The organism is Aeribacillus sp. FSL M8-0254 (assembly GCF_038008845.1).
GTDB lineage: Bacteria > Bacillota > Bacilli > Bacillales > Aeribacillaceae > Aeribacillus > Aeribacillus composti.
This window is the reverse complement of sequence record NZ_JBBOZY010000001.1, coordinates 2,996,948-3,018,570: the sequence shown is the minus strand read 5'-3', so window position 1 is coordinate 3,018,570 and position 21,623 is coordinate 2,996,948. Positions and strand designations below refer to the sequence as shown.

Below are 21,623 nucleotides of genomic sequence, written 5' to 3'. Positions count from 1 at the left end.
TTGCAGTCAATAAGGTATTCCATGAAGAAATGCCAATTCAAAACGTTATTTGCGGTGTTTTTCTTTATATGCTTTCGCATATTGATCAGCAGCAAAAATCGCATCTGCTACATCATCAGCTGTCACATTGAATGCATTATGGATTGTTTCCCCTTCTGCGGTTGCTGCTTTAGCGACTTTTAGTATATCTTCGCGCGAAGCATCTTTTAATTTAATGTCCTCCAACGTGACTGGCAAATCAAGGCTCAAATAAAGCTCAATATAGCGTTCAATTTCTTGTTGTGAATGTTCTTCGAGAGCGAGCTGGACAAGAGTACCAAATGCCACTTTCTCTCCGTGTGTCAAATGATGTATTTCGCCTTCTAACGCGGTAAATCCGTTATGAATAGCATGAGCCGCTGCCAAACCGCCGCTTTCAAAACCTAGTCCGCTAAGGAGCGTGTTTGCTTCGACGACCGCTTCTAACGCAGGGGTGACGACTTTTGCTTTTACTGATTCATAGGCAAGCTTCCCGTACTTGAATAAAGTTTGTTCACATTTTTCTGCAATTGCTTCAGCTGCAATTGTAGGGATACCGCCCGCCATCGTTTTTCCTCCGGATTTTATAACACTGCGTGCTTCCACCCAAGTTGCAAGTGCATCAGCGATTCCAGAGGCAAGTAAACGTGGCGGAGCATTGGCGATAATTTTCGTATCGACAAGTACAAGATCTGGATTCTTTTTATAAAAACGGTAGCTTTCAAATACGCCGTCATCAGAATATATAACAGAAAGAGCACTAGTTGGCGCATCAGTTGAAGCAGCTGTCGGCACAATCACTATATAAGCATCTAATTCATCCGCTACCGCTTTTGCGGTGTCTAACGTTTTTCCTCCACCAACGCCGATTACAATAGCAGCTTCTGCTTTTCTTGCAATATTCGCGATTCTTTCTACCTCGTTTCTTGAAGCTTCTCCGCTAAAAACTACTTCTTCGGCTGCAATATTTCCTTTTTTTAATTCGTTTACGATTGTATGCCCAGCTATTTTCCAAACTATTTCATCAGCTATCACGACTGTCTTGTTTCCAATTCCTTCAAGATAATTCGCGATTTTTGTAATGACATTTTTACCTTGAACATATTTTGCAGGGCTGATAAATACTCTTTCTGTCGCCATAATTAGCACCTCTTTTATGTTTTGGAGTTATTTTCATGGAACTAAAACAAGCCGCAATTCCCTTCCTGCTTTACCGCTTCACAAAATTACCGGGAGGACTACTTGTGAACAAATCATCAATATGCACAAAATTATTTTTTGTTGACACCAGGTTTATCGTTGTATCCTGCCGTGAAAATAGCAACTAAAAATGCGATGCAGACACCTAAAACTAAAGCAGTTTTCATGAAAAAGATCCCTCCTTCATATGTACAACGTAATCAAAAATTACTAGTTTTATTATACATTAACATTCCCAACGAGTGAAAGAATTTCCCTAAGGTTTGTCATTTTGTCAAAATTTTTTAACTCATTTTCAAATATTAAGCTAATCAAAAAGCATCTTTAAGGACATCCTCGCATAAATTGTATTAATCTGGTGCTCAAACCAACGATGGAGGAGGTCCCTGATGGATATTTTGAAAAAAATCGAAAAGCATAGAGAAATGGAAGAGCGCTTAAAATGGGAAGGCACCTTCGCTGAATATTTGGAAATATTAAAAGAAAAACCATGGATAGCCCAATCCGCCCACTCTCGCGTTTATAATATGATAAAAGATGCAGGGATTGAGGAGATTAATGGCCGAAAACGATATAAATTTTTCAACCAGGAAATTTTCGGACTGGACGAAGCATTGGAACGGCTTGTGGAAGAATATTTTCATCCCGCTGCTAAGCGGCTGGATGTAAGAAAAAGAATTCTGTTGTTAATGGGTCCTGTCAGCGGCGGGAAATCTACACTTGTCACTTTGTTAAAAAGGGGATTAGAAGAATATTCGAAAACTGATAGAGGTGCAGTTTATGCAATTAAAGGCTGCCCGATGCATGAAGATCCTTTGCACTTAATTCCGCACCATCTTCGCGACGACTTTTATAAAGAATACGGCATTCGAATTGAAGGCAATTTATCTCCACTTAATATGATGCGCCTTGAAGAAGAATACGGCGGAAGAATTGAGGATGTTTTAGTTGAACGAATTTTTTTCTCAGAAGACAAACGGGTAGGAATCGGCACATTCAGTCCGTCTGATCCAAAATCGCAGGATATTGCCGATTTAACGGGAAGTATAGATTTTTCTACAATTGCTGAATACGGCTCAGAATCCGATCCGAGGGCTTATCGATTTGATGGAGAGCTTAACAAGGCAAACAGAGGAATGATGGAATTTCAAGAGATGTTGAAATGTGATGAAAAATTTTTATGGCATCTGCTATCTCTAACTCAGGAAGGAAATTTTAAAGCGGGCCGATTCGCGCTCATTTCAGCTGATGAGCTCATAGTCGCTCACACGAATGAAACAGAATATCGTTCATTTATTTCAAACAAAAAAAATGAGGCTCTCCATTCGCGAATTATCGTCATGCCGATCCCGTATAATTTAAAGGTTTCCGATGAAGAAAGAATTTACGAAAAAATGATTAAAGAAAGCGATGTATCCGATGTTCATATCGCTCCGCATACATTGAGAGTAGCGGCAATGTTTACTATTTTAACCCGTTTAAAAGAACCGAAGAGATCGGATATCGATCTCGTGAAAAAGATGCGGCTTTACGACGGAGAATTGGTTGAAGGGTTTAATGCTGTAGATGTGGAAGAGCTAAAAAAGGAATATCCGGAAGAAGGAATGAGCGGCATCGATCCTCGTTACGTCATCAATCGGATTTCTTCTACCATTATTCGGAAAGAAGTGCCTTCTATCAATGCGTTAGATGTACTTCGTTCGTTAAAAGAAGGTTTATATCAGCATCCTTCGATTTCAGAAGAAGACCGTGAGCGTTATTTGAATTTCATTTCCATCGCGCGGAAAGAATACGATGAAATTGCGAAAAAAGAGGTTCAAAAGGCGTTTGTCTATTCATATGAAGAATCGGCAAAAACTTTAATGGACAACTATTTAGATAATGTTGAAGCTTATTGCAATAAAAGTAAAATCCGCGATCCGCTGACAGGCGAGGAAATGAATCCGGATGAAAAATTGATGCGTTCGATTGAGGAGCAAATCGGCATCTCAGAAAATGCAAAAAAAGCTTTCCGAGAAGAAATTTTGATTCGCATTTCAGCATATGCAAGAAAAGGGAAACGTTTTGACTACAATTCCCATGAGCGGTTGCGCGAAGCTATTCAGAAAAAATTGTTTGCTGATTTGAAGGACGTTGTGAAAATTACAACGTCAACTAAAACGCCTGACGAACAGCAATTAAAGAAAATTAACGAGGTTGTAGCGAGACTCATTGATGAATATGGATACAATTCAACATCTGCCAATGAACTTCTTCGCTATGTAGGCAGTTTACTAAATCGTTGACAATTGAAGCTGGTTTCGTTCATGATTCGCCCGAATGGGCGCTATTTTTTTCAAAATTTCTAATCAAAAAAGGTGTGCAACAGCATGTCAATTTTGGAAGATTCGAGCATATGATAGAATAATCTTTTATTTGTCCAAACGAGCCCATTCGTTTGAATATAATAAAAGAATTACCAATTTTTTAAGGGAGGAAAAAAATGACATCCAAAGGGAACCATCACTTTGTTGTTTCTAGAGAGGATTGGTCCCTCCATCGTAAAGGCCATGATGACCAAGTTCGCCATCAAGAAAAAGTGCAAGAAGCGATTCGCAATAATCTCCCTGATCTTATTTCAGAAGAAAGTATCATCATGTCAAACGGAAAAAATGTAGTGAAAATTCCGATACGGTCGCTTGATGAATATAAAATTCGATATAACTATGACAAAAACAAGCATGTCGGCCAAGGAAAGGGAGACAGTAAAATTGGCGATGTCGTTGCGAGGGATGGCACAAATGATGCACAAGCAGCTGGGAAAGGCGAAGGCGCTGGAGATTTGCCTGGAGAGGACTATTATGAAGCTGAAGTGTCGATTATGGACTTGGAAAAAGCTTTCTTTCAGGAACTTGAACTTCCAGATTTACAGCAAAAAGAAATGGATGAGAATATTGCTGAAAAAATAGAATTTAACGATGTTCGCCGTACAGGCCTTATAGGAAACATTGATAAAAAACGGACAATGCTTTCGGCATTTAAACGAAATGCGATGGCAGGAAAACGAAGTTTTTATCCGATATATCCGGAAGATTTGAAATTTAAAACTTGGAACGAAGTGGAAAAACCAGAGTCAAAAGCTGTTGTGCTTGCAATGATGGATACGAGCGGTTCTATGGGAATATGGGAAAAATACATGGCGAGAAGTTTCTTCTTTTGGATGATTAGATTTTTAAGATCGAAATACGAAACGGTAGATATTGAATTTATTGCCCATCATACGGAGGCAAAAGTTGTCACTGAGGATGAATTTTTTTCAAAAGGTGAAAGCGGAGGCACCATTTGTTCTTCTGCCTATCGAAAAGCATTAGCACTTATTGAAGAAAAATACCCGCCTTCCCGGTACAATATTTATCCGTTCCATTTTTCCGATGGAGATAATTTAACTTCAGATAACAGACGATGCGTGAAGCTTGTCGAAGAACTAATGAAAATTTGCAACATCTTTTGTTACGGCGAGGTTAACCAGTACAACAGATACTCCACCTTAATGTCTGCTTATAAAAACATCAACAATCCAAAATTCCGCTATTTTGTGTTAAAGCAAAAAGCAGATGTGTTTCATGCGATGAAAACTTTTTTTAAAAAACAAGAAAGTAAAACCGGCTAAGTGTGAAAAGGGAACCTGACATAGGTTCCTTCTTTTGTTTAGCATTTTCTGGTAACAGTTGTTCAAAAAGATTTTTTGAAGGAAAATTTCAGCAGATTCATTTGCATGTTGGAGAGAAGATAAGCACGAAGATTTTCACAGGCCCCTTCAACCAAAAAATTTCCTCCTGCGCTAGACAGGTTATTCTACTGTCTAACACAAGAGGAAAGATCAATTCGCTAGTTTATTCATATTGTTCGCAAAAGGTATTTTTGTACGGCTACTGATTCTACTGTTCAGAGTTCTTGCCTTTTTCTTTTTCTATTGGTTTATAGTAGAGCTTTTGCGCAAGCATTGTTTGTAGGATAAGGAATGATCCGCTCACTGTCCAGTAAAGAGGCAAGGCAGCTGGTGAAGCTAAAGAAGCTGTTCCTATCATTAGCGGCGATAGCATTCCCATCATTTTCATCGGTCCTTGCAATTGATCTTCAGGTACCGTTCTAATGGAAACTTTAAATTGCACATAATAAATAGCTGCAGCACAAAGCGTCAAAATAAGGTCAGGTGTTCCGAGGTTAAACCATAAAAATGAATGTGTTGCAATTTCTTTCGAACCGCGAATGGCATAATACAGCCCCATGATGATCGGCATTTGAATAATAATGGGAAGGCAGCCCATTTTCAATGGATTGATGTCGTGCTTTCGATAGAAATCCATCATTTCCTTTTGAATTTTTTGTTGTTCTGCTTGATCCTTCGCCTTTTTAAACCTTTCTTGCAGCTCCTTCATCTCCGGCATGACTTTCTCCATTTTCAATTTCATATTTTGCTGGTCTTTATATTGGCGAAGCATGAACGGCATAAGAATCAATCGAATCAAGACCGTAATTAAAATAATCGCGATTCCATAGCTGCCGTGAAACCAGTCCGCAAAAGTTTTAATAATAATTGAAAAAGGTTCAACGAATGTTTGATGGAAAAAGCCTGATTGATTTGAGCTGCCAGCGCTGCATCCAGTTAGTGCAACAAAAGTGATCATGACTACGATATACAAAATATTTCGCATCTTTTTCCTCCTTATAAATAAACAAAATGTGTCTCCAACAGGGAAGGAAAAAGATGATCCTCCTTATCGTCCGGCCCCTCTTTCCGCTTTCTTTTCTTTATAAGAAATGAAAGAAAAAGGAAAGTGAAATACGGGATCTCTCTTGAAATGCTGTCAAAAAAGCTGTTTTTGAACTGTTCAAATTTCGCTTTGGCAGAAATTTGATAACCAGTACGGACATAACGATGAAAAAAGTTTAGCCCGATCTGTATGCAGATCTGCAGTGAAAGGGCGATGATTAATGTATCAAAAGTCAGCTCTAGTTCGGGCACAAGAGTCACCTCAATAGCAATTATAAAGATATTGTATCGTGAACAAGCCTAATTGTCATTTCTTTATGAAAAAACATTTTAATGTAAACCTAAATAAATTTTAGGTTTACAAAAATCGTTATTTCAACTATTATGTGATTATAAAATTTTTTCGAAAGGAGTTATTTATATGAAGTTATATGATATGGTATTAGTATCAATGTTCGCGGCTGTTGTTGCTGTGCTCGGCCTCATACCGCCGATTGCGCTTCCGTTCACGCCAGTGCCAATCACCGCTCAAACATTAGGTGTGATGCTGGCAGGGGCAATATTAGGATCCAAACGAGGATTTATCAGTTTATTGTTGTTTGTATTACTTGTAGGAGCCGGAGCACCGATTCTTGCTGGCGGAAGAGGCGGGCTGGCAGTATTATTTGGTCCGAGCGGTGGATATATTTTATCTTGGCCTTTTGCATCCTTTATAATCGGTTTTTTAGTTGAAAAGAATTTTGAAAAATTAGCATTTTGGAAAGTGTTAGTATTTAATATAATTGGAGGCATTTTATTTGTTTATTTATGCGGCATTTCCTATTTGTCTTGGATTGCCAATATGAATTGGATAAGTGCGAGCATATCGGCGTTGGCTTATATTCCAGGAGATTTAACAAAAGCGGTGATTGCAGCATTTTTGGCAGTAAGAATTCAAAAATCGTATCCATTGATTAAAGCTCGTAATAAACAGGCTGCTTAAGGGGTGAGCTGATGGGGATCGGGAGAAACATTAGTCAATTTGCATACGAACATCCTCAAAAACCGGCAATTCAACAAATAAATGGAGAGACAGTTACATATTATGAACTGTACGAAAATATAAAAAAAATACAAACAGCTTTCGTTCGAATGACAAACAAAAAAAATATAAAAGTTGGCATATTAATGGGAAACACTTCAGAATTTTTAGAAGTGTTTTTTGCCGTTATTACACTTGGCGGGATTGCTGTTCCTTTTGATCCAAAATGGAGAAAGCGCGATATCCGGCATGTATTGGAAAGCGGCCAGCTGGATGTATGCATTGGAAGCCGCGATTTTTTGGAGCGGACCGGAATAAAGCAGGAGAACGTCATGTTAATTGATGAAATAAAAAAAGATGTCCAAACGGATCATCACGAGAAGTGGGAAGAGTTTGATGAAGAATTGTTTTATCTCGGCTTTACTTCAGGTTCAACTGGAAAACCGAAAGGATATATGAGAAATCATAAATCCTGGCTGGAAAGCTTTAATGTCGGAGAACAAATTTTTGGATATGGAAAAAATGATGTCATCCTTGCTCCCGGCCCTTTATGTCATTCGTTGTCCCTGTTTGCGGCTGTTCACGCCTTACATATCGGGGCGACTTTTTATTTGCTCCCGGCTTTTTCTCAAAAGGAAACATTAAATATTTTGTTAAAGAGAGAGGCAACTGTATTTTATGGTGTTCCAACGATGATTCAAGCTTTGCTTCAAATGAAGAAAAATGAAGAGAAATGCATAATGAACAATGTAACAATCATTTCGTCTGGTGCAAAGCTTTCTTATGAAGCTAGAAAGCAGTTAAAAGAAATGTTTCCGAACGGACAGTTGTTTGAGTTTTATGGCGCATCAGAATTAAGCTTTGTCAGTTATGTCGATGATGAAATTTTTAAAAAAGCGCCAAAAAGTGTCGGCATTCCTTTTCCAGGTGTGGAAGTAGCAATCAGAAAAAAAGATGGATCGGAAGCATCCTTTAATGAAGTTGGGGAAGTAGTCGTACGTAGCAACTTATTATTTTCAGGGTATTTCAACAACCCGATTGAAACAAAAAATGTATTGAAGGATGACGGCGCATCAATTGGTGATTTAGGGTACTTAGACGAGAACGGTTTTCTAACGATCGTTGGGCGCGAGAAAAATATGTTCATCAGCGGCGGTTTAAATATTTATCCGGAAGAAATTGAAAAAGTTTTGAAGGAACGGGATGAGGTTGAGGAAGCGGTTGTTATTGGAGTAGAGGACGATTATTGGGGGCAAAAGCCGGTTGCATTTATTAAATGGAAAGAGACAGCTCAGCATAGAAGCTTCAATGCATTAAAGCGCTATTGCCGATCTGAGCTCCCGTTATATAAATGCCCGCAAACGTTTTATGAAGTGGACGAGTTCCCTTATACATCCAGCGGAAAGATTGCGCGAAAAGAACTTGAATTCATTGTGAAAGGGGAAGAAAAATGACGATCCCTGTCATTGTTATGGCAAAAAGAACGGCTATTGGAAAAATGGGGGGAATGTTTAAAAACGTCCGCCCTGAACAACTGGCTGCTGCAGTCATCAAAGCGGTTGTAGACGAGAGCGGAATTGATCCGCAGGAAATTGATGAAGTTATTTTAGGAAATGCGGTCGGTCCAGGAGGAAATATCGCTAGACTCTCACTCCTTTTAGCGGGGCTTCCCGATCAAGTTCCGGGTATTACTGTTGATCGCCAATGCGGATCAGGATTGGAAGCGGTGAATCTCGCTTGCCGGCTTGTCCAATCAGGAGCCGGCGACATTTATATTGCCGGAGGAGTCGAAAGTACAAGCCTTGCCCCTTGGAAAATTGAAAAACCTTTATCTTTATATGAAATGAAGCCACCTAAGATCTATACGAGAGCACGGTTTTCACCGGAGTCGTTCGGTGATCCTGAAATGGGGGAAGCGGCGGAAAATGTTGCGGAAGCGTTTCAAATTTCAAGGGAAGAGCAGGACTTGTTTGCATACAGCAGCCATCAAAAAGCGGTTCAAGCGATGGAGAATGACAGATTCAGCAGTGAAATTGTCCCTGTAAATGGCATGGATCGTGATGAATGTCCAAGGAAAAGGTTGAGCTTGGAAAGGCTTCGTGCCATGAAGCCGATATTTAAAGAAAATGGCACAGTGACTGTTGGCAATTCTTGTCCATTGAACGACGGGGCTTGTGCCGTCCTTGTCATGTCTGAAAAAAAATGCCGAGAGCTTGGGCTTCTGCCCGTTCTGAAATTTGTCGATTGTACAAGTGCAGGTGTCGATCCGAACCTTTTAGGCATTGGTCCTGTTCCAGCAGTGCAACAGCTGCTGAAACGAACCGGCTTGCAAATGGAGGATATCGATTTAATCGAATTTAATGAAGCCTTTGCCTCTCAAGTATTGGCTTCTGTTAAGCAATTAAACATCCCATTGGAAAAGCTGAATGTGGGAGGAGGGGCTATTGCCATCGGACATCCTTATGGTGCTTCAGGCGCTATTCTTGTTGCAAGGCTTTGCACAGAAATGAAAAGATTGAGAGGCAAACGGGCAATCGCAACATTAGGAATCGCAGGTGGTCTGGGCCTCGCTACATTGTTTGAATTGTATGACGCATAAAACAAATCATTGGAAAGCGCGTTTTCGAAGCAGCTTTCCAATATCCTTTCATTCGACCAGACAAATGGAAATAATCGCTTATCAGCGATGAATGGAATAGCTAAGCCTCAATCATTATTGCGAGCGGTATTTGTTTGATTGAGGCGAGCAAAAAGTATAAAAACGTGCATATATTATTTTTCAGCGCTTCAGGCAAATCGTTATGATTTGGAACGTCGGAATCGAAAAAAATACCAAATGATGATGGCAGCAAATACAAGAACGGCGATCACAGCATAAATGATTTTTGAATAAATATCTATGTATTCGGTAATGAGAGGCCAAGCTTCTCCTAATCCCGCGCCAACCGATACGAGAAATATATTCCATACGAGAGAACCGATCGTAGTGAAAATCAAAAATAAAACGAAATTCATGTTGGACATTCCAGCAGGAATGGAAATTAAGCTTCGCAATAACGGAATAACTCGGCAAAATAACACAGTCCATATGCCGTAACGGTCAAACCAATTGTCTGCTTTATGTATATCCTCTTTTGAAATTTTCAATATGTATCCCCAACGGTCAACAATTTTTTCCAACCTCTCAACATCCAGCAACAGACCGATGCCGTATAAAATGATTGCACCGACAACGGAGCCGCAAGTTGCCGCCAAAATAACTCCTGGAACTGTCAAGTTCGAATAAGTGGTCATAAAACCGCCAAAAGGAAGGACAATTTCGGACGGAATCGGTGGAAAAATGTTTTCTAGCGCAATAATTAAAAAAATCCCGAGGTAGCCATATTGCTCCATAAATTCTGTAATCCAGTTTTCCATTCAAGTTCCTCCTAATAAAGAACAAATTCTCTATATATTATACTAAAGAAATTGTCCAAAAAATAATCAAAAATAAAATCCAGCCAATTGACTGGATGTCCCTAAAGAAGTATATAAAGCTGATAAAGTGCAATTAAAACGGTGGACACAATGAAAATGTTTTTGGCTACTATTTGTTTTTTCTGTTTGTCGATGATTTTCAATTCTTTTTTATTTACTTTCGAATAATTGGCTGCAATCCATTGTTTTACTTCCCATTTGTTTTGACAAGTCGCCAAATACGTTTCTCCATTTTTTCCAGTTGCATGAATAATAAAACGGCAAGTTTTTTTTGTACTCAAATAGTATTCCCAGCCTTTTCAAAAAAAGATTTAGATTACTGTTATTTTATCAGTTTCCAACTAACTTTCAACCTTATTTTATGATTATTTTCCATTTCAAAAATTATGAAAAATGAAAGGGGATTCATTATTTTCTGTCGTGCATGAAGTTCAACAAGAACTTTCATACTAAAAGTAACATCATCTGGAGGTAGTTTTATGAATTCACTGATTATTTACGCCCATCCAAATCCAAACAGTTTTAATTACGCGATCTTGCAGACTACTGTACAAAAACTTCAGCAAAAGCAGCATGAAATTAGAATTCGGGATTTATATGAAATGAACTTTAACCCTGTCTTAAAAGAGGATTACTTTACAAAACAAAATCCAGCCGTATCCAAAGCGATACAAGAAGAGCAAATGCATTTTTCGTGGGCGAAACAATTAATTTTTATTTATCCGACATGGTGGAACGGCATGCCCGCTATTTTAAAAGGATATATCGAAAAAATATTCACGAATGGCTTCGCTTTTACGTTTACGGATGAAGGGGCAAAAGGGCTTTTGCAAAATAAAAGAGCGATTATTTTTCAAACAACATCTCATCCGGAAAAATATTTAAAGCAATATCAGTTAATTGCATCAATGGAGACAATCGTTGATGTCGGTATTTTAAATTTTTGCGGGATTGAAACAATCACTCATAAGTTTTTTTATTCAGTTCCTTATGTTGATGAAAATACGAAAAAGGCGATGCTAAAGGAAGTAGAAGATATAGTTGAAATGATTTAATTTTTTCGAAATATTCACTTTTTGATAAGGATCATGCATAATAGAAATGATGCACCAAAACTAGAAAGGGAGTGGAGTTGGTTGGTCAAAAGCTTGCAAGATACGGTGACTTTACATAATGGTGTTAAAATGCCGTGGTTTGGTTTAGGCGTATATAAAGTCAACGAAGGGGAAGAAGTAATTCAAGCTGTAAAATCAGCAATTAAAGCCGGCTACCGCAGCATAGATACGGCGGCATATTATAAAAATGAAGAGGGAGTCGGAATTGCGATAAAAGAATCGGGAATACCGAGAGAAGAACTATTTATCACAACAAAAGTTTGGAATGACGATCAAGGCTACGACTCTACATTAAAAGCATTTGATGACAGCTTAAATCGATTAGGATTAGACTATTTGGATCTATATTTAATCCACTGGCCAGTTTCAGGAAAATATAAAGAAACATGGAAGGCATTAGAACGGTTGTATAAAGACGGAAGAGTTCGGGCGATTGGAGTCTGCAACTTCCATGTTCACCATTTAGAGGATTTATTGCAAAGTGCGGAGATTAAACCGATGGTTAATCAGGTGGAATTTCATCCAAGATTAACACAGGAGGAACTTAGAAAATATTGCAAAGAGCAAAACATTCAATTTGAAGCTTGGTCCCCGCTTATGAGAGGCGGGCTTCTCGATAATGAAACTTTAGCCGAGATTGCTGAAAAATACAATAAAACGATCGCACAGGTGATTCTCCGTTGGGATCTTCAACATGAGGTCGTGACAATTCCAAAATCGACAAAAGAGCATCGAATTATTGAAAATGCTTCTATTTTCGATTTTGAACTATCTCAAGAAGATATGGAAAAAATCGATTCCCTCAATAAAAATGAGCGGATAGGTCCTGATCCTGATACTTTTTAAAAGGTAAGAAATAAGAAATCGGTAATACTACAAGCCTTTCCTATATGCTGTTCAGCAGCTTTTGAAAGGTGAAAAAATGCTTCAGCTTCAATGGAAATACATTTGTGAGCGTGATGAAGAAATATGTTTGGAAATCTTTCCGGATAAATTGATTATTTTGCGATAGTGATTTGCAAATCATTCATCATTTTGCTGGAGCCAAGCGTATGAAGACGATTTATTGCAGTATGAACAAAATTTCTAAATATTGGAGCTACGGATATTCTGTCCGCTTTTCCTGTTAAGATTGACAAAATTTGATTATTCAAAAAGCCGCTTTTGAAATAAAAGCGGCTTTAACTTTCTTGTGCAAGTTTTTGTTTTTCTCCGACAGACAATTGTTCCATATTGCCAAGCAGGCATTTACAGCTTCCATGTTTGTCATGAAAAGACAGGTTTTCCTTATTCTGATTTTGTCCAATTTTCCAGCGCTTCTCGAAAAACGCTTTTTTCCTGTGAACCGACGATACGATCGGCTTCTTTTCCGTTTACATAATGGACAAGCGTTGGAGTTGCATCAATTTTATACTCGTCCCAGCCCTCTTCAAACTCAAGAAGGTTGTATTGGTAGATATCCACATTTAATTCTTTTGCCAAAGGCATTAAGATCGGTGTTGTGTTTTTACAGTGCGGGCAGGTAGAACTGAAAAAATAGACAATGACATCTTCTTGATTATTTAATTTTGTTTCTAGCTCATCCGGAAGTATGATGTTTTGATAATTTGGATCATCCAGCAGCTTGACGGTTTCAGGATGCAGGCTCGACTTTTTGTACGGATTTCCTTCCGCTTTTTGCTTATTTTGCAAATTTGTTACAATTGCCAGTGCCGCGAACAGTACAATAATGATTCCGCCGAATATAAGCAGTTTTTTCATATAATTTGGCGAGAAGACCCCGTAATTTTAAAAATTTTGGGGAAAGTATCGCCGTTATTCACTCCTTTCGTTCCTTTGCACTAAAAAATGTAAACCGATTTTCATAAATGACGGGAATGACGGCAGCCGCAAAAAATAAATGTTTATCTTTCTAAGACCTCATGAACTTGCCGGATTGCGATTAAGTCTTAATATGGGTAAAAAAACATAATTGAAAGCTATAAATCCAAAGGTTTTGTTTGCTGGTCTATAGAATTTGCATCATTCGCCTCTTGAAAAATCTGAAAATAACGGAAACGTTATCCTTTCTGCCGTAAAATGAAAAAGCTTGTGAGGAAAATAATTGAAAAGCCAATTAAAGCCAAGAAAGGAATTGTAACGAATCCAAACCAATTAATGTAGTCGCTTGTACAAGGAACTCTTCCGCATGCGAGGCTATGTTCCCCTAAAAAAGGAATTTTTTGTATAGAATAATGGTAAATGGAAATCATGCCTCCCATAATGGACAAAGTTAAGGAATAGCTTGCAATTTTGTAATCCTTTTTTACTACAGCTATTCCAAGTATAACAACGAGCGGGTACATAAATATCCTTTGAAACCAGCACAATTTACATGGTTCGAAATGCATGATCTCAGAAAAATACAGGCTTCCTAAGGTAGAAATTAAAGAAGCGATCCAGCCTATTAACAGCAAATTGTCTTTTCTCTTATCATCCATCCAACTAACCTCTCTGTTTTCTTTCTAAAGGCATTATAATACATTTCCCCTGAATTAAAAATGATTTTGCGATGAAATCAATAAAACATCAGCTAAGAATTATTATCATTCATAAATTTTTACATATTGTTCAAACTATAAACGAAAGGAGTGAGACTATGGATAAAATTCGCGATATCATGTCTTCTAATGTCATTTCCGTTTCATCAAATCAAACTGTTCAGGAAGCTGCTCAGTTAATGAGACAGCATAATGTTGGTGCGATCCCTGTTGCAGATAATGGACAATTAAAAGGAATTATTACAGACCGTGATATTACGCTTCGCTCAACAGCTCAGGGCAAAAACGAAAGCACAACCGTTGCAGAAGTTATGTCGACAAACCCTGTATGCTGTAGTCCAGACGCGAGTCTGCAAGAAGCTGCCCAAATCATGGCACAAAATCAAATTCGCCGGTTGCCTGTAGTGGAAAATAATCAAGTTGTCGGGATGGTCGCATTAGGTGATTTAGCAACAAATAAGACTTCTGATGAAGCGGCAGGAGAAGCATTAACAAATATTTCTGAAAAAGATCTTCAATAACTCCTCTTGCAATCCCGGGATGGGAGTGCCTTGCTGAAAAAAGAGCGTCCGTTTGGCGCTCTTTTTTCCGTGCGACGGGCAGTCGTACTTTGTGTAGGGATTCTACACTGAATGAGTCGTTAAAGGCTGGAGCACGATACCTATGGTAAACACGGCTCTGAATAACCTGGAAGACTCATTTTTTTCTCGAAGGTGAAAGTCCTTCCACTGGAGTGCTGATACAACCAGTGAAGACTAATCTAGGGCATCATCGTGAGGTGGTGTCTGAAGGAGATGCGGAAAGTCGAGAGACCCGTAGTCGGTTAGGCAGACCCAAATGCATAAGCGTGAAGCACAGCGGCAGGGTAAGTTGACGACCATGCGGAAATAATGGGAAGTCCTCTACTGAGAGTAGTGGTCTCTGTTCGATAAATCAGCTGAATAGAGATGGCTTATCAAGTGATGGTGCTGGGTATGCTTATAAGGAAGGTACGATGACCCCGTGAGGTCTCCATTCTACCTTAGGGACATCCATCTATAAGGGCAATCCGAAATGATGAATGTGAATGGAGAAGTCAGACGTTCCCATAGTACGGAAGTAGTATTTGGACCAAACCAAGTATGAACGGAAGGGGAACGACCTTGTGGCTCTACATCTGTAAAGGTGTGTAATGCGAACAGGAAACGATACTGCGGTAAAAACGAACTGAATGTACACAATGAAAGGTGTGGAATATGCAATGAACCGTGCGTTAACTTTAAAATGGCATAGTATTTATGGACAAATTCTCTTTGACAGGAAATTAAAAGCAGCCTGGGATAAGGTAGAAGCGAACGGTGGGTCTGGCGGTATCGATGGTGAAACGATAGACAGCTATCGATATAACTTAGATGAGAATCTAAACTCACTTTTACAAAAGTTAAGAAGAAAAGAATATAAACCTTCCCCAGTAAGAAGACATTACATTCCAAAGAAGAACGGCAAACTTAGACCTTTAGGAATCCCTAACATTGAAGACCGAATTGTCCAACAAGCTCTAGTAGATGTGCTACAACCGAAATTCGAAAATGGCTTTTTCCATAAATGGTCATGTGGTTATAGACCAAATCTAGGCGCGAAGCGCGTCCTACAAATAATCATGGCTAATATCGAACAAGGATATAACTACATTTATGATGCAGATATCAAAGGCTTCTTCGACAATATTCCGCATAAGAACTTAATGAGAGTGTTAAACAAATACATTGCGGATGGAACGGTATTAGACATGATTTGGAAATGGTTAAAAGCTGGATACATGGAGGAAGGAAAATACCATGCAACAGCTTCAGGAACACCCCAAGGGGGTGTCATTTCTCCACTACTTGCCAATATCTATCTAAATGAGCTTGATTGGATGTGGGCTGAGCACAATTTTCGATTTGTCAGATACGCAGACGATTTCCTGGTGTTTGCTAAAACAGAGGAAGACATCAAGAAAGCTGCAGAAGTCACGAAAGAGAAACTAGCGGAACTCGGTCTTGAACTCTCATCGGAGAAAACGAAATTTGTAGATTTCAATAATGACGATTTTGACTTCATAGGGTTTACATTTGAACATTGGCGAAAACGCAAAAAGGATGGTAAACCATACTATATCGCTAAACCAAAAGATGCAACTTGGAAAGATTTTCGTCAGAAAATAAAAGCAAAGACAAGGAAAACACTCACACTCAGCAAAGAGAAATGGCTTGGGCAGGTTAATCCAATCATTCGAGGCAAGGTAAACTATTTTCTGACGATCTATGAAGCAATTAAGGCAAATGCACAATTTGGATTTAAAAGTTCTTGCTTCTTTCAAGCATTTGGAAAAGAGTTATTAGCGATAGATGGTTACATACGAAAAAGGTTAAGAGTTGCCATGATACACAGTCATCCAAATCAAAGAAAAGGACATCTTATGAAAACAAAATGGAATAATGAATTCTTTGCGAGGATAGGTTTAATACCAGCATATTGGTATTACTATCATAAAATTTATGGATTTACTTTAGAAAATTACATTCAACGTATGAAAGAAAAACAACGAAAAGAACTCGAAAGACGTAAACAAAGAGCGAAAGAAGAGGGTCAAGAGTTTTACACTCCTGACCGTGTCCGTAAAATGCAATATGCGCAAAGGTTAGCGACGTATTAATTGTAACACATTGGTAAGCCGTATGCCTTAATAGGGCACGTACGGTTTGATGAGGGGGTAGCCTTGAAAGAGGTTACCCTACTCTATGTTCAGTGGCAAAGAGCTTTGTCGCTCGGTTTGTTTTTTTCAAATGATACAAATACATAAATTTATAAATAACTCGAGAAATGGAAAGACGACCATTCGCGAAAAATATGTAAAAGCTGTTTCGAATAGTTCTAAAAATAGGGATGATCATCTCATTTCCATAAAATTTGTGATAAAATATTTCAGGAGAGAAAAAGAAGGGGAACTGGAGGGGTGTTAAGTTATGGCGAAATGGAAAGAAAATTATCAACGATGGATATCGAAAGAAGATTTAGATCAAGAGCTAAAACAGCAATTACTAGAAAAAGCAGACAATGAACTCGAATTAGAGGACTGCTTTTATAAAAGCTTAGAGTTTGGTACAGGAGGAATGCGGGGAGAAATTGGCCCAGGCACAAATCGGATGAACATTTATACAATCCGCAAGGCTTCTGAGGGATTGGCAAGATATATTGAATCTTTTGGAGAAGAAGCCAAAAGACGCGGCGTGGTAATTGCTTACGATTCCCGCCACAAATCGCCGCAATTTGCTATGGAAGCGGCAAAAACTATCGCAACGCATGGTATTCAAACTTATGTATTTGATGAATTAAGGCCAACTCCTGAATTATCTTTTGCTGTCCGTTATTTAAACGCATTTTCAGGTGTTGTAATAACGGCAAGCCATAACCCGCCGGAATATAATGGATTTAAAGTTTACGGAGAGGATGGAGGTCAGATTCCTCCAAAAATAGCTGATGAAATCATCAAAAAAGTGAATGAAGTTGAAAATGAATTAGAAGTTGCTGTTGAAAATGAAGATATTTTAAAACAAAAAGGCTTGATTAAAATCATTGGGGCGGAAATAGACGAAGCATATAATGAAAAGATCAAAACGATTTCACTGAATCCTAATTTGGCAAAAGAAGTAGATGTAAAGGTCGTTTTTACGCCGCTGCATGGTACAGCCAATAAACCGGTTCGACGAGCTCTTCAATCATTAGGCTATCAAAATGTAACCGTCGTCAAAGAGCAGGAACTACCAGATCCAAATTTTTCGACAGTGGCTTCGCCGAATCCTGAGGAGCATGCAGCGTTTGAGCTAGCGATAAGAGAAGGGAAACGCATTGATGCTGATATTTTAATCGGAACTGATCCTGATGCTGACCGTTTAGGAGTTGCTGTCAAAAATGACAAAGGCGAATACATTGTGTTAACAGGAAACCAAACGGGTGCGATTTTGCTCAACTATATCCTTTCTGAGAAAAAGAAAAAAGGATTGCTGCCTGAAAATGGCGTTGTTCTAAAAACGATTGTTACATCGGAAATAGGCCGCGCAATAGCGGAGGAATATGGACTAAAAACAATTGATACGCTTACCGGGTTTAAATTTATCGGGGAAAAAATTAAAGAATTTGAACAAACGAAACAATACAAATTTCAATTCGGTTATGAGGAAAGCTACGGATATTTAATTGGCGATTTTGTCAGAGACAAAGATGCCGTTCAAGCGGCCGTTTTAGCTGTTGAAGTATGTGCATTTTATAAGAAAAAAGGGCTCACACTTTATGACGGATTAATGGAAATTTTCAATCGATACGGGTATTACAGAGAGGAGTTAAAATCGTTAACCTTAAAAGGTAAGGACGGCGCAGAACAGATTAAGCGAATTTTAGAATCTTTCCGCCAAAATCCGCTTGTTGAAATTGCAGGTAAAACGGTTACGATTATCGAGGATTATTTAACAAGTGAACGTACATTGCTTCAATCGAACAAAAAGGAAACAATTGATTTGCCAAAATCAAATGTATTGAAATATTTCCTTGAAGACGGATCTTGGTTCTGTTTGCGGCCTTCGGGAACCGAGCCGAAAGTGAAATTTTATTTTGCTGTTCAGGCCGATTCACTGAATAATAGTGAAAAGGCATTGGAAGAATTAATAAATGCCGTAATGGAAAAAGTAAATGATATTCTGACAGTTAAAAAAGCTTAACTCCATTTCGATTGAGATCCCTTCAGTCTGTCCAATAAGTCTTAAAAATAAGAGCGAGGGAGAAAAACAAGACGTTTTTCCACCCTCGCTTTTTCGTTTACGCTCTTAAAAAAGCGGGCTAAGTCCCGAGTTTTGGCAAAGTTGATAGCCGATTATAGCAGCGGATCAATAGCCATGAAAAAAGGCTCCTGAAAAAACGGGCTTTCGGCAAAAACGATCGCCGCTTTTAGCATTGTAGCAATAACTTAAACGACTAAAACAGAAAGAAAAAGCAACCTCATTTTTCAGAAATAACTTTTCTGAAAAAAGGTTGCTTAAACTATTGAGTCACCTTTCTGGAAACTATTTCAGCGCGATTTCCGGTTCAACCTCTGTTACGTTTTCTAATGCATGGTCAATATAACGAAGTAAAGCATATAGTTTATGCTCAATAATTTGATAATCGTGTTCAAAATTATAAGCGTGTAAAAAATGCTCAATTTTTTTGGAAAGAAAATCGTCGTTTGTGCGCACCATTAAAATAATCAAATTGTCCCATTGCGAACGGTGCGTGTAATATAATGCTTTGTCGTAATCCATTTTATTCATAATAAACATCCCTCCCTAAAAGGAGTTATGTTTATTGTATGAATAAATCTGTTTTTTGTACCGTTGCAAATGTTGGACATAACAACAGCTGTTTCTTTCAAAACAAATGTATAAACGCCTCATTCAAAAAAACGAAAGACCATTAAAGGCTTTTTTCTACTTCACATTAAACAAATGCTTCAATTCGTTTTGATTTATGATTAAATCAGCGAGTGTGTACTGATCCAGCACTTGTAAATAAGCTTGCAAGGCTTGCTGGAAAACATGGCGCAGCCTGCAGGCGGATGTGATCACACATTCGCTGTTTTTTTCATTAAAACATTCGACAAGATGGAAATCTTCTTCAGTTTTTCTGACCACATCGCCAATATTTATTTCAGATGCAGGACGTGCTAAACGGAAACCGCCATTTCGTCCTCGAATCGTTTCAATATACCCGTTTTTCCCAAGCTGGTAAATGACCTTCATTAAATGGTTTTTTGAAATGCCGTACACATCCGCAATTTCTTTAATATTGGATAATTCCTCTCGGTTTTTCGTGCCAATGTAAATGAGCACACGGAGCGAATAGTCAGTATAGTTTGTAAGACGCATTGGCCTCCCTCTCTTTGTCCATACTAGCTCCATTATACACTGATGGATAATTTAGGTTCAAAAATGTGACATCTTTTCAAAAGATGTATTTAAAATATTGCTTTTAAGACGAAGATCAACTACTTTAAAGATATATATAAAATACATCTTTTTTTTAAAAAAACAAAGGAGTGCAAATTTATGTTATCCGAACGTACTATTGAAATTATAAAGTCCACCGTGCCTGTTTTAGCTAAGCAAGGAACAGAAATCACAAGTCATTTTTATAAACGAATGCTTTCCAATCATCCGGAGTTATTAAATATTTTTAATCATACAAACCAACAGAAAGGAAGACAGCAAACAGCGCTAGCAACCACACTTTATGCTGCTGCCGAGCGCATTGATCAATTGGAGACGATTTTGCCAGCTGTGAAGCAAATTGCTCATAAACACAGAAGCTTAGGGGTTAAAAAAGAACACTATCCAATTGTCGGCGAAAATTTATTAGCAGCTATGAAAGAAGTGTTAGGCGATTTAGCAACAGATGAAATTATTTCTGCGTGGGAAGAAGCTTATAACGAAATTGCAAACGTATTTATCGAATTGGAGCAACGAATGTATGCTGACGCTGAAAATATGGAAGGTGGCTGGAAAGACTTTAAGCCGTTTGTTGTTGTAGATAAAGTAAAAGAAAGCTCTGTTATTACATCGTTTTACCTAAAACCGAAAGATAATGCTGTATTGCCATCATTCCTGCCCGGACAATATGTTACCGTAAAAGTAAAAATAGACGGCCATCAATATTTGCTGAATCGTCAATACAGCTTATCAGACGCTCCTGGCAAAGAATATTTTCGAATTTCTGTTAAACGTGAGGCAGAACCGGATCAACCAAAAGGGGTCGTATCGAATTACCTGCACGATGATGTTCAAATTGGCGATGAGCTTAATATTAGCGTGCCTGCTGGCGATTTTACATTGGATGTCACGCAAAACTCGCCGGTTGTTTTCATCAGCGGCGGTGTTGGAGTAACGCCAATTATGAGCATGCTGAATACAATAGCAAAAGAAAATCCTTCTAGACCGGTTCGTTTTGTTCACTCTGCTAAAAATGAAGATGTTCATGCTTTTCGTTTGGAAGTAAAAGAGTTAATGAACAGGTTGCCAAATGGAACATCCTTTATTTGTTATACGGAGCCGTCACGTCAAGAAAGCGCCAATCATACAGGTTATATGACTAAAGACATTCTTAAGCAATTCTTATCTGAAAATGCAGATTATTTTATTTGCGGCCCTGTGACATTTATGAAAGCAGTCATTAATTATTTAAAGGAGCTGGGGGTTGCTTCCGAAAATATTCATTACGAATTTTTTGGCCCAGCTTTACAAATTGCGCAGCCTGAAGGTTCGACCATTTAATGTAGTTTTTCCAAAAAAGTTTTTAATATTTGGTGCCGTGAGAAGGCACCATTTTTTTATAAGATTGTGTATTTTTGAACAGGAATGTCTCCCTTTTTAGCTTTTCGTTTGGTGACAGGCAGTTCAAGATGTGAAATGGAAATAGTGCAATCTGACACAACGTTCAAAATGTTTTTCATC

Annotated in this window: 19 protein-coding genes; 11 read left to right on the top strand and 8 right to left on the bottom strand. The window is 38.4% G+C overall.

Annotation, left to right across the window (positions count from 1 at the left end):
• Positions 1-45 precede the first annotated feature (45 nt).
• Complete coding sequence (locus NSQ44_RS14605; RefSeq protein WP_340857425.1) at positions 46-1,158, bottom strand: glycerol dehydrogenase; 1,113 nt, start codon at positions 1,156-1,158, stop codon at positions 46-48.
• A 449-nt stretch (positions 1,159-1,607) separates the two neighbouring features.
• Here NSQ44_RS14605 and NSQ44_RS14600 point away from each other — a divergent pair, with 449 nt between their 5' ends.
• Both NSQ44_RS14600 and yhbH read left to right on the top strand, forming a co-directional pair.
• A complete protein-coding gene (locus tag NSQ44_RS14600) occupies positions 1,608-3,503 on the top strand; it encodes a PrkA family serine protein kinase (RefSeq protein ID WP_063387245.1) in 1,896 nt (631 codons plus the stop codon).
• 197 nt (positions 3,504-3,700) lie between these two features.
• Positions 3,701-4,867: a sporulation protein YhbH gene (gene yhbH / locus NSQ44_RS14595; protein ID WP_340857423.1), complete on the top strand. Its 1,167-nt coding sequence runs from the start codon at positions 3,701-3,703 to the stop codon at positions 4,865-4,867.
• A gap of 268 nt (positions 4,868-5,135) precedes the next feature.
• Here yhbH and yidC read toward each other — a convergent pair whose 3' ends face one another.
• The gene (yidC, locus tag NSQ44_RS14590) at positions 5,136-5,912 is read right to left on the bottom strand and encodes a membrane protein insertase YidC (protein WP_340857422.1); all 777 of its coding nucleotides are present in this window, start codon (positions 5,910-5,912) and stop codon (positions 5,136-5,138) included.
• Between the two features lie 480 nt (positions 5,913-6,392).
• Here yidC and NSQ44_RS14585 point away from each other — a divergent pair, with 480 nt between their 5' ends.
• From NSQ44_RS14585 to NSQ44_RS14575, 3 genes are read left to right on the top strand one after another with little or no spacing between them, the layout of a single operon-like run.
• On the top strand, positions 6,393-6,953 hold the full coding sequence (locus tag NSQ44_RS14585) for a biotin transporter BioY (RefSeq protein ID WP_340857421.1): 561 nt from the start codon (positions 6,393-6,395) through the stop codon (positions 6,951-6,953).
• 11 nt (positions 6,954-6,964) lie between these two features.
• On the top strand, positions 6,965-8,446 hold the full coding sequence (locus NSQ44_RS14580) for an AMP-binding protein (protein ID WP_340857419.1): 1,482 nt from the start codon (positions 6,965-6,967) through the stop codon (positions 8,444-8,446).
• Complete coding sequence (locus NSQ44_RS14575) at positions 8,443-9,591, top strand: thiolase family protein (RefSeq protein ID WP_340857418.1); 1,149 nt, start codon at positions 8,443-8,445, stop codon at positions 9,589-9,591. The genes NSQ44_RS14580 and NSQ44_RS14575 overlap by 4 nt, the downstream gene beginning before the upstream one ends.
• A 200-nt stretch (positions 9,592-9,791) precedes the next feature.
• Here the strand turns inward: NSQ44_RS14575 and NSQ44_RS14570 are convergent, their stop codons facing one another.
• On the bottom strand, positions 9,792-10,409 hold the full coding sequence (locus NSQ44_RS14570; protein WP_094244593.1) for a DedA family protein: 618 nt from the start codon (positions 10,407-10,409) through the stop codon (positions 9,792-9,794).
• 101 nt (positions 10,410-10,510) lie between these two features.
• Positions 10,511-10,750 (bottom strand): hypothetical protein, encoded by a 240-nt coding sequence (locus NSQ44_RS14565; protein WP_094244594.1) that lies wholly within the window; start codon positions 10,748-10,750, stop codon positions 10,511-10,513.
• A gap of 198 nt (positions 10,751-10,948) precedes the next feature.
• Between NSQ44_RS14565 and NSQ44_RS14560 the strand changes: the two genes are divergently transcribed.
• Both NSQ44_RS14560 and NSQ44_RS14555 read left to right on the top strand, forming a co-directional pair.
• Positions 10,949-11,524: an NAD(P)H-dependent oxidoreductase gene (locus NSQ44_RS14560; protein ID WP_340857416.1), complete on the top strand. Its 576-nt coding sequence runs from the start codon at positions 10,949-10,951 to the stop codon at positions 11,522-11,524.
• An 81-nt stretch (positions 11,525-11,605) separates the two neighbouring features.
• Positions 11,606-12,430: an aldo/keto reductase gene (locus NSQ44_RS14555; RefSeq protein ID WP_094244595.1), complete on the top strand. Its 825-nt coding sequence runs from the start codon at positions 11,606-11,608 to the stop codon at positions 12,428-12,430.
• Positions 12,431-12,871: 441 nt separating this feature from the next.
• Here NSQ44_RS14555 and NSQ44_RS14550 read toward each other — a convergent pair whose 3' ends face one another.
• Positions 12,872-13,345: a thioredoxin family protein gene (locus NSQ44_RS14550; RefSeq protein ID WP_094244596.1), complete on the bottom strand. Its 474-nt coding sequence runs from the start codon at positions 13,343-13,345 to the stop codon at positions 12,872-12,874.
• A gap of 299 nt (positions 13,346-13,644) precedes the next feature.
• Positions 13,645-14,064, bottom strand: a complete 420-nt coding sequence (locus NSQ44_RS14545) for a disulfide oxidoreductase (protein WP_063387257.1) — start codon at positions 14,062-14,064, stop codon at positions 13,645-13,647.
• Between the two features lie 158 nt (positions 14,065-14,222).
• Here NSQ44_RS14545 and NSQ44_RS14540 point away from each other — a divergent pair, with 158 nt between their 5' ends.
• The 3 genes from NSQ44_RS14540 to NSQ44_RS14530 all read left to right on the top strand — a co-directional run bounded on the left by NSQ44_RS14540 (position 14,223) and on the right by NSQ44_RS14530 (position 18,860).
• Complete coding sequence (locus NSQ44_RS14540) at positions 14,223-14,645, top strand: CBS domain-containing protein (RefSeq protein WP_063387258.1); 423 nt, start codon at positions 14,223-14,225, stop codon at positions 14,643-14,645.
• Between the two features lie 698 nt (positions 14,646-15,343).
• Positions 15,344-16,801, top strand: a complete 1,458-nt coding sequence (gene ltrA, locus NSQ44_RS14535) for a group II intron reverse transcriptase/maturase (RefSeq protein WP_232515578.1) — start codon at positions 15,344-15,346, stop codon at positions 16,799-16,801.
• Between the two features lie 310 nt (positions 16,802-17,111).
• The gene (locus NSQ44_RS14530) at positions 17,112-18,860 is read left to right on the top strand and encodes a phospho-sugar mutase (RefSeq protein WP_340857415.1); all 1,749 of its coding nucleotides are present in this window, start codon (positions 17,112-17,114) and stop codon (positions 18,858-18,860) included.
• A gap of 342 nt (positions 18,861-19,202) precedes the next feature.
• On the opposite strand, the gene NSQ44_RS14525 is transcribed toward NSQ44_RS14530, so the two are convergent.
• Positions 19,203-19,448 (bottom strand): YhdB family protein, encoded by a 246-nt coding sequence (locus tag NSQ44_RS14525; protein WP_063387261.1) that lies wholly within the window; start codon positions 19,446-19,448, stop codon positions 19,203-19,205.
• 156 nt (positions 19,449-19,604) lie between these two features.
• Complete coding sequence (locus tag NSQ44_RS14520; RefSeq protein ID WP_063387262.1) at positions 19,605-20,042, bottom strand: Rrf2 family transcriptional regulator; 438 nt, start codon at positions 20,040-20,042, stop codon at positions 19,605-19,607.
• A 180-nt stretch (positions 20,043-20,222) separates the two neighbouring features.
• Between NSQ44_RS14520 and hmpA the strand changes: the two genes are divergently transcribed.
• Entirely contained in the window at positions 20,223-21,443 is a 1,221-nt protein-coding gene (gene hmpA, locus NSQ44_RS14515; RefSeq protein ID WP_340857414.1) for an NO-inducible flavohemoprotein, read from the top strand.
• The last annotated feature ends 180 nt before the right edge of the window (positions 21,444-21,623 follow it).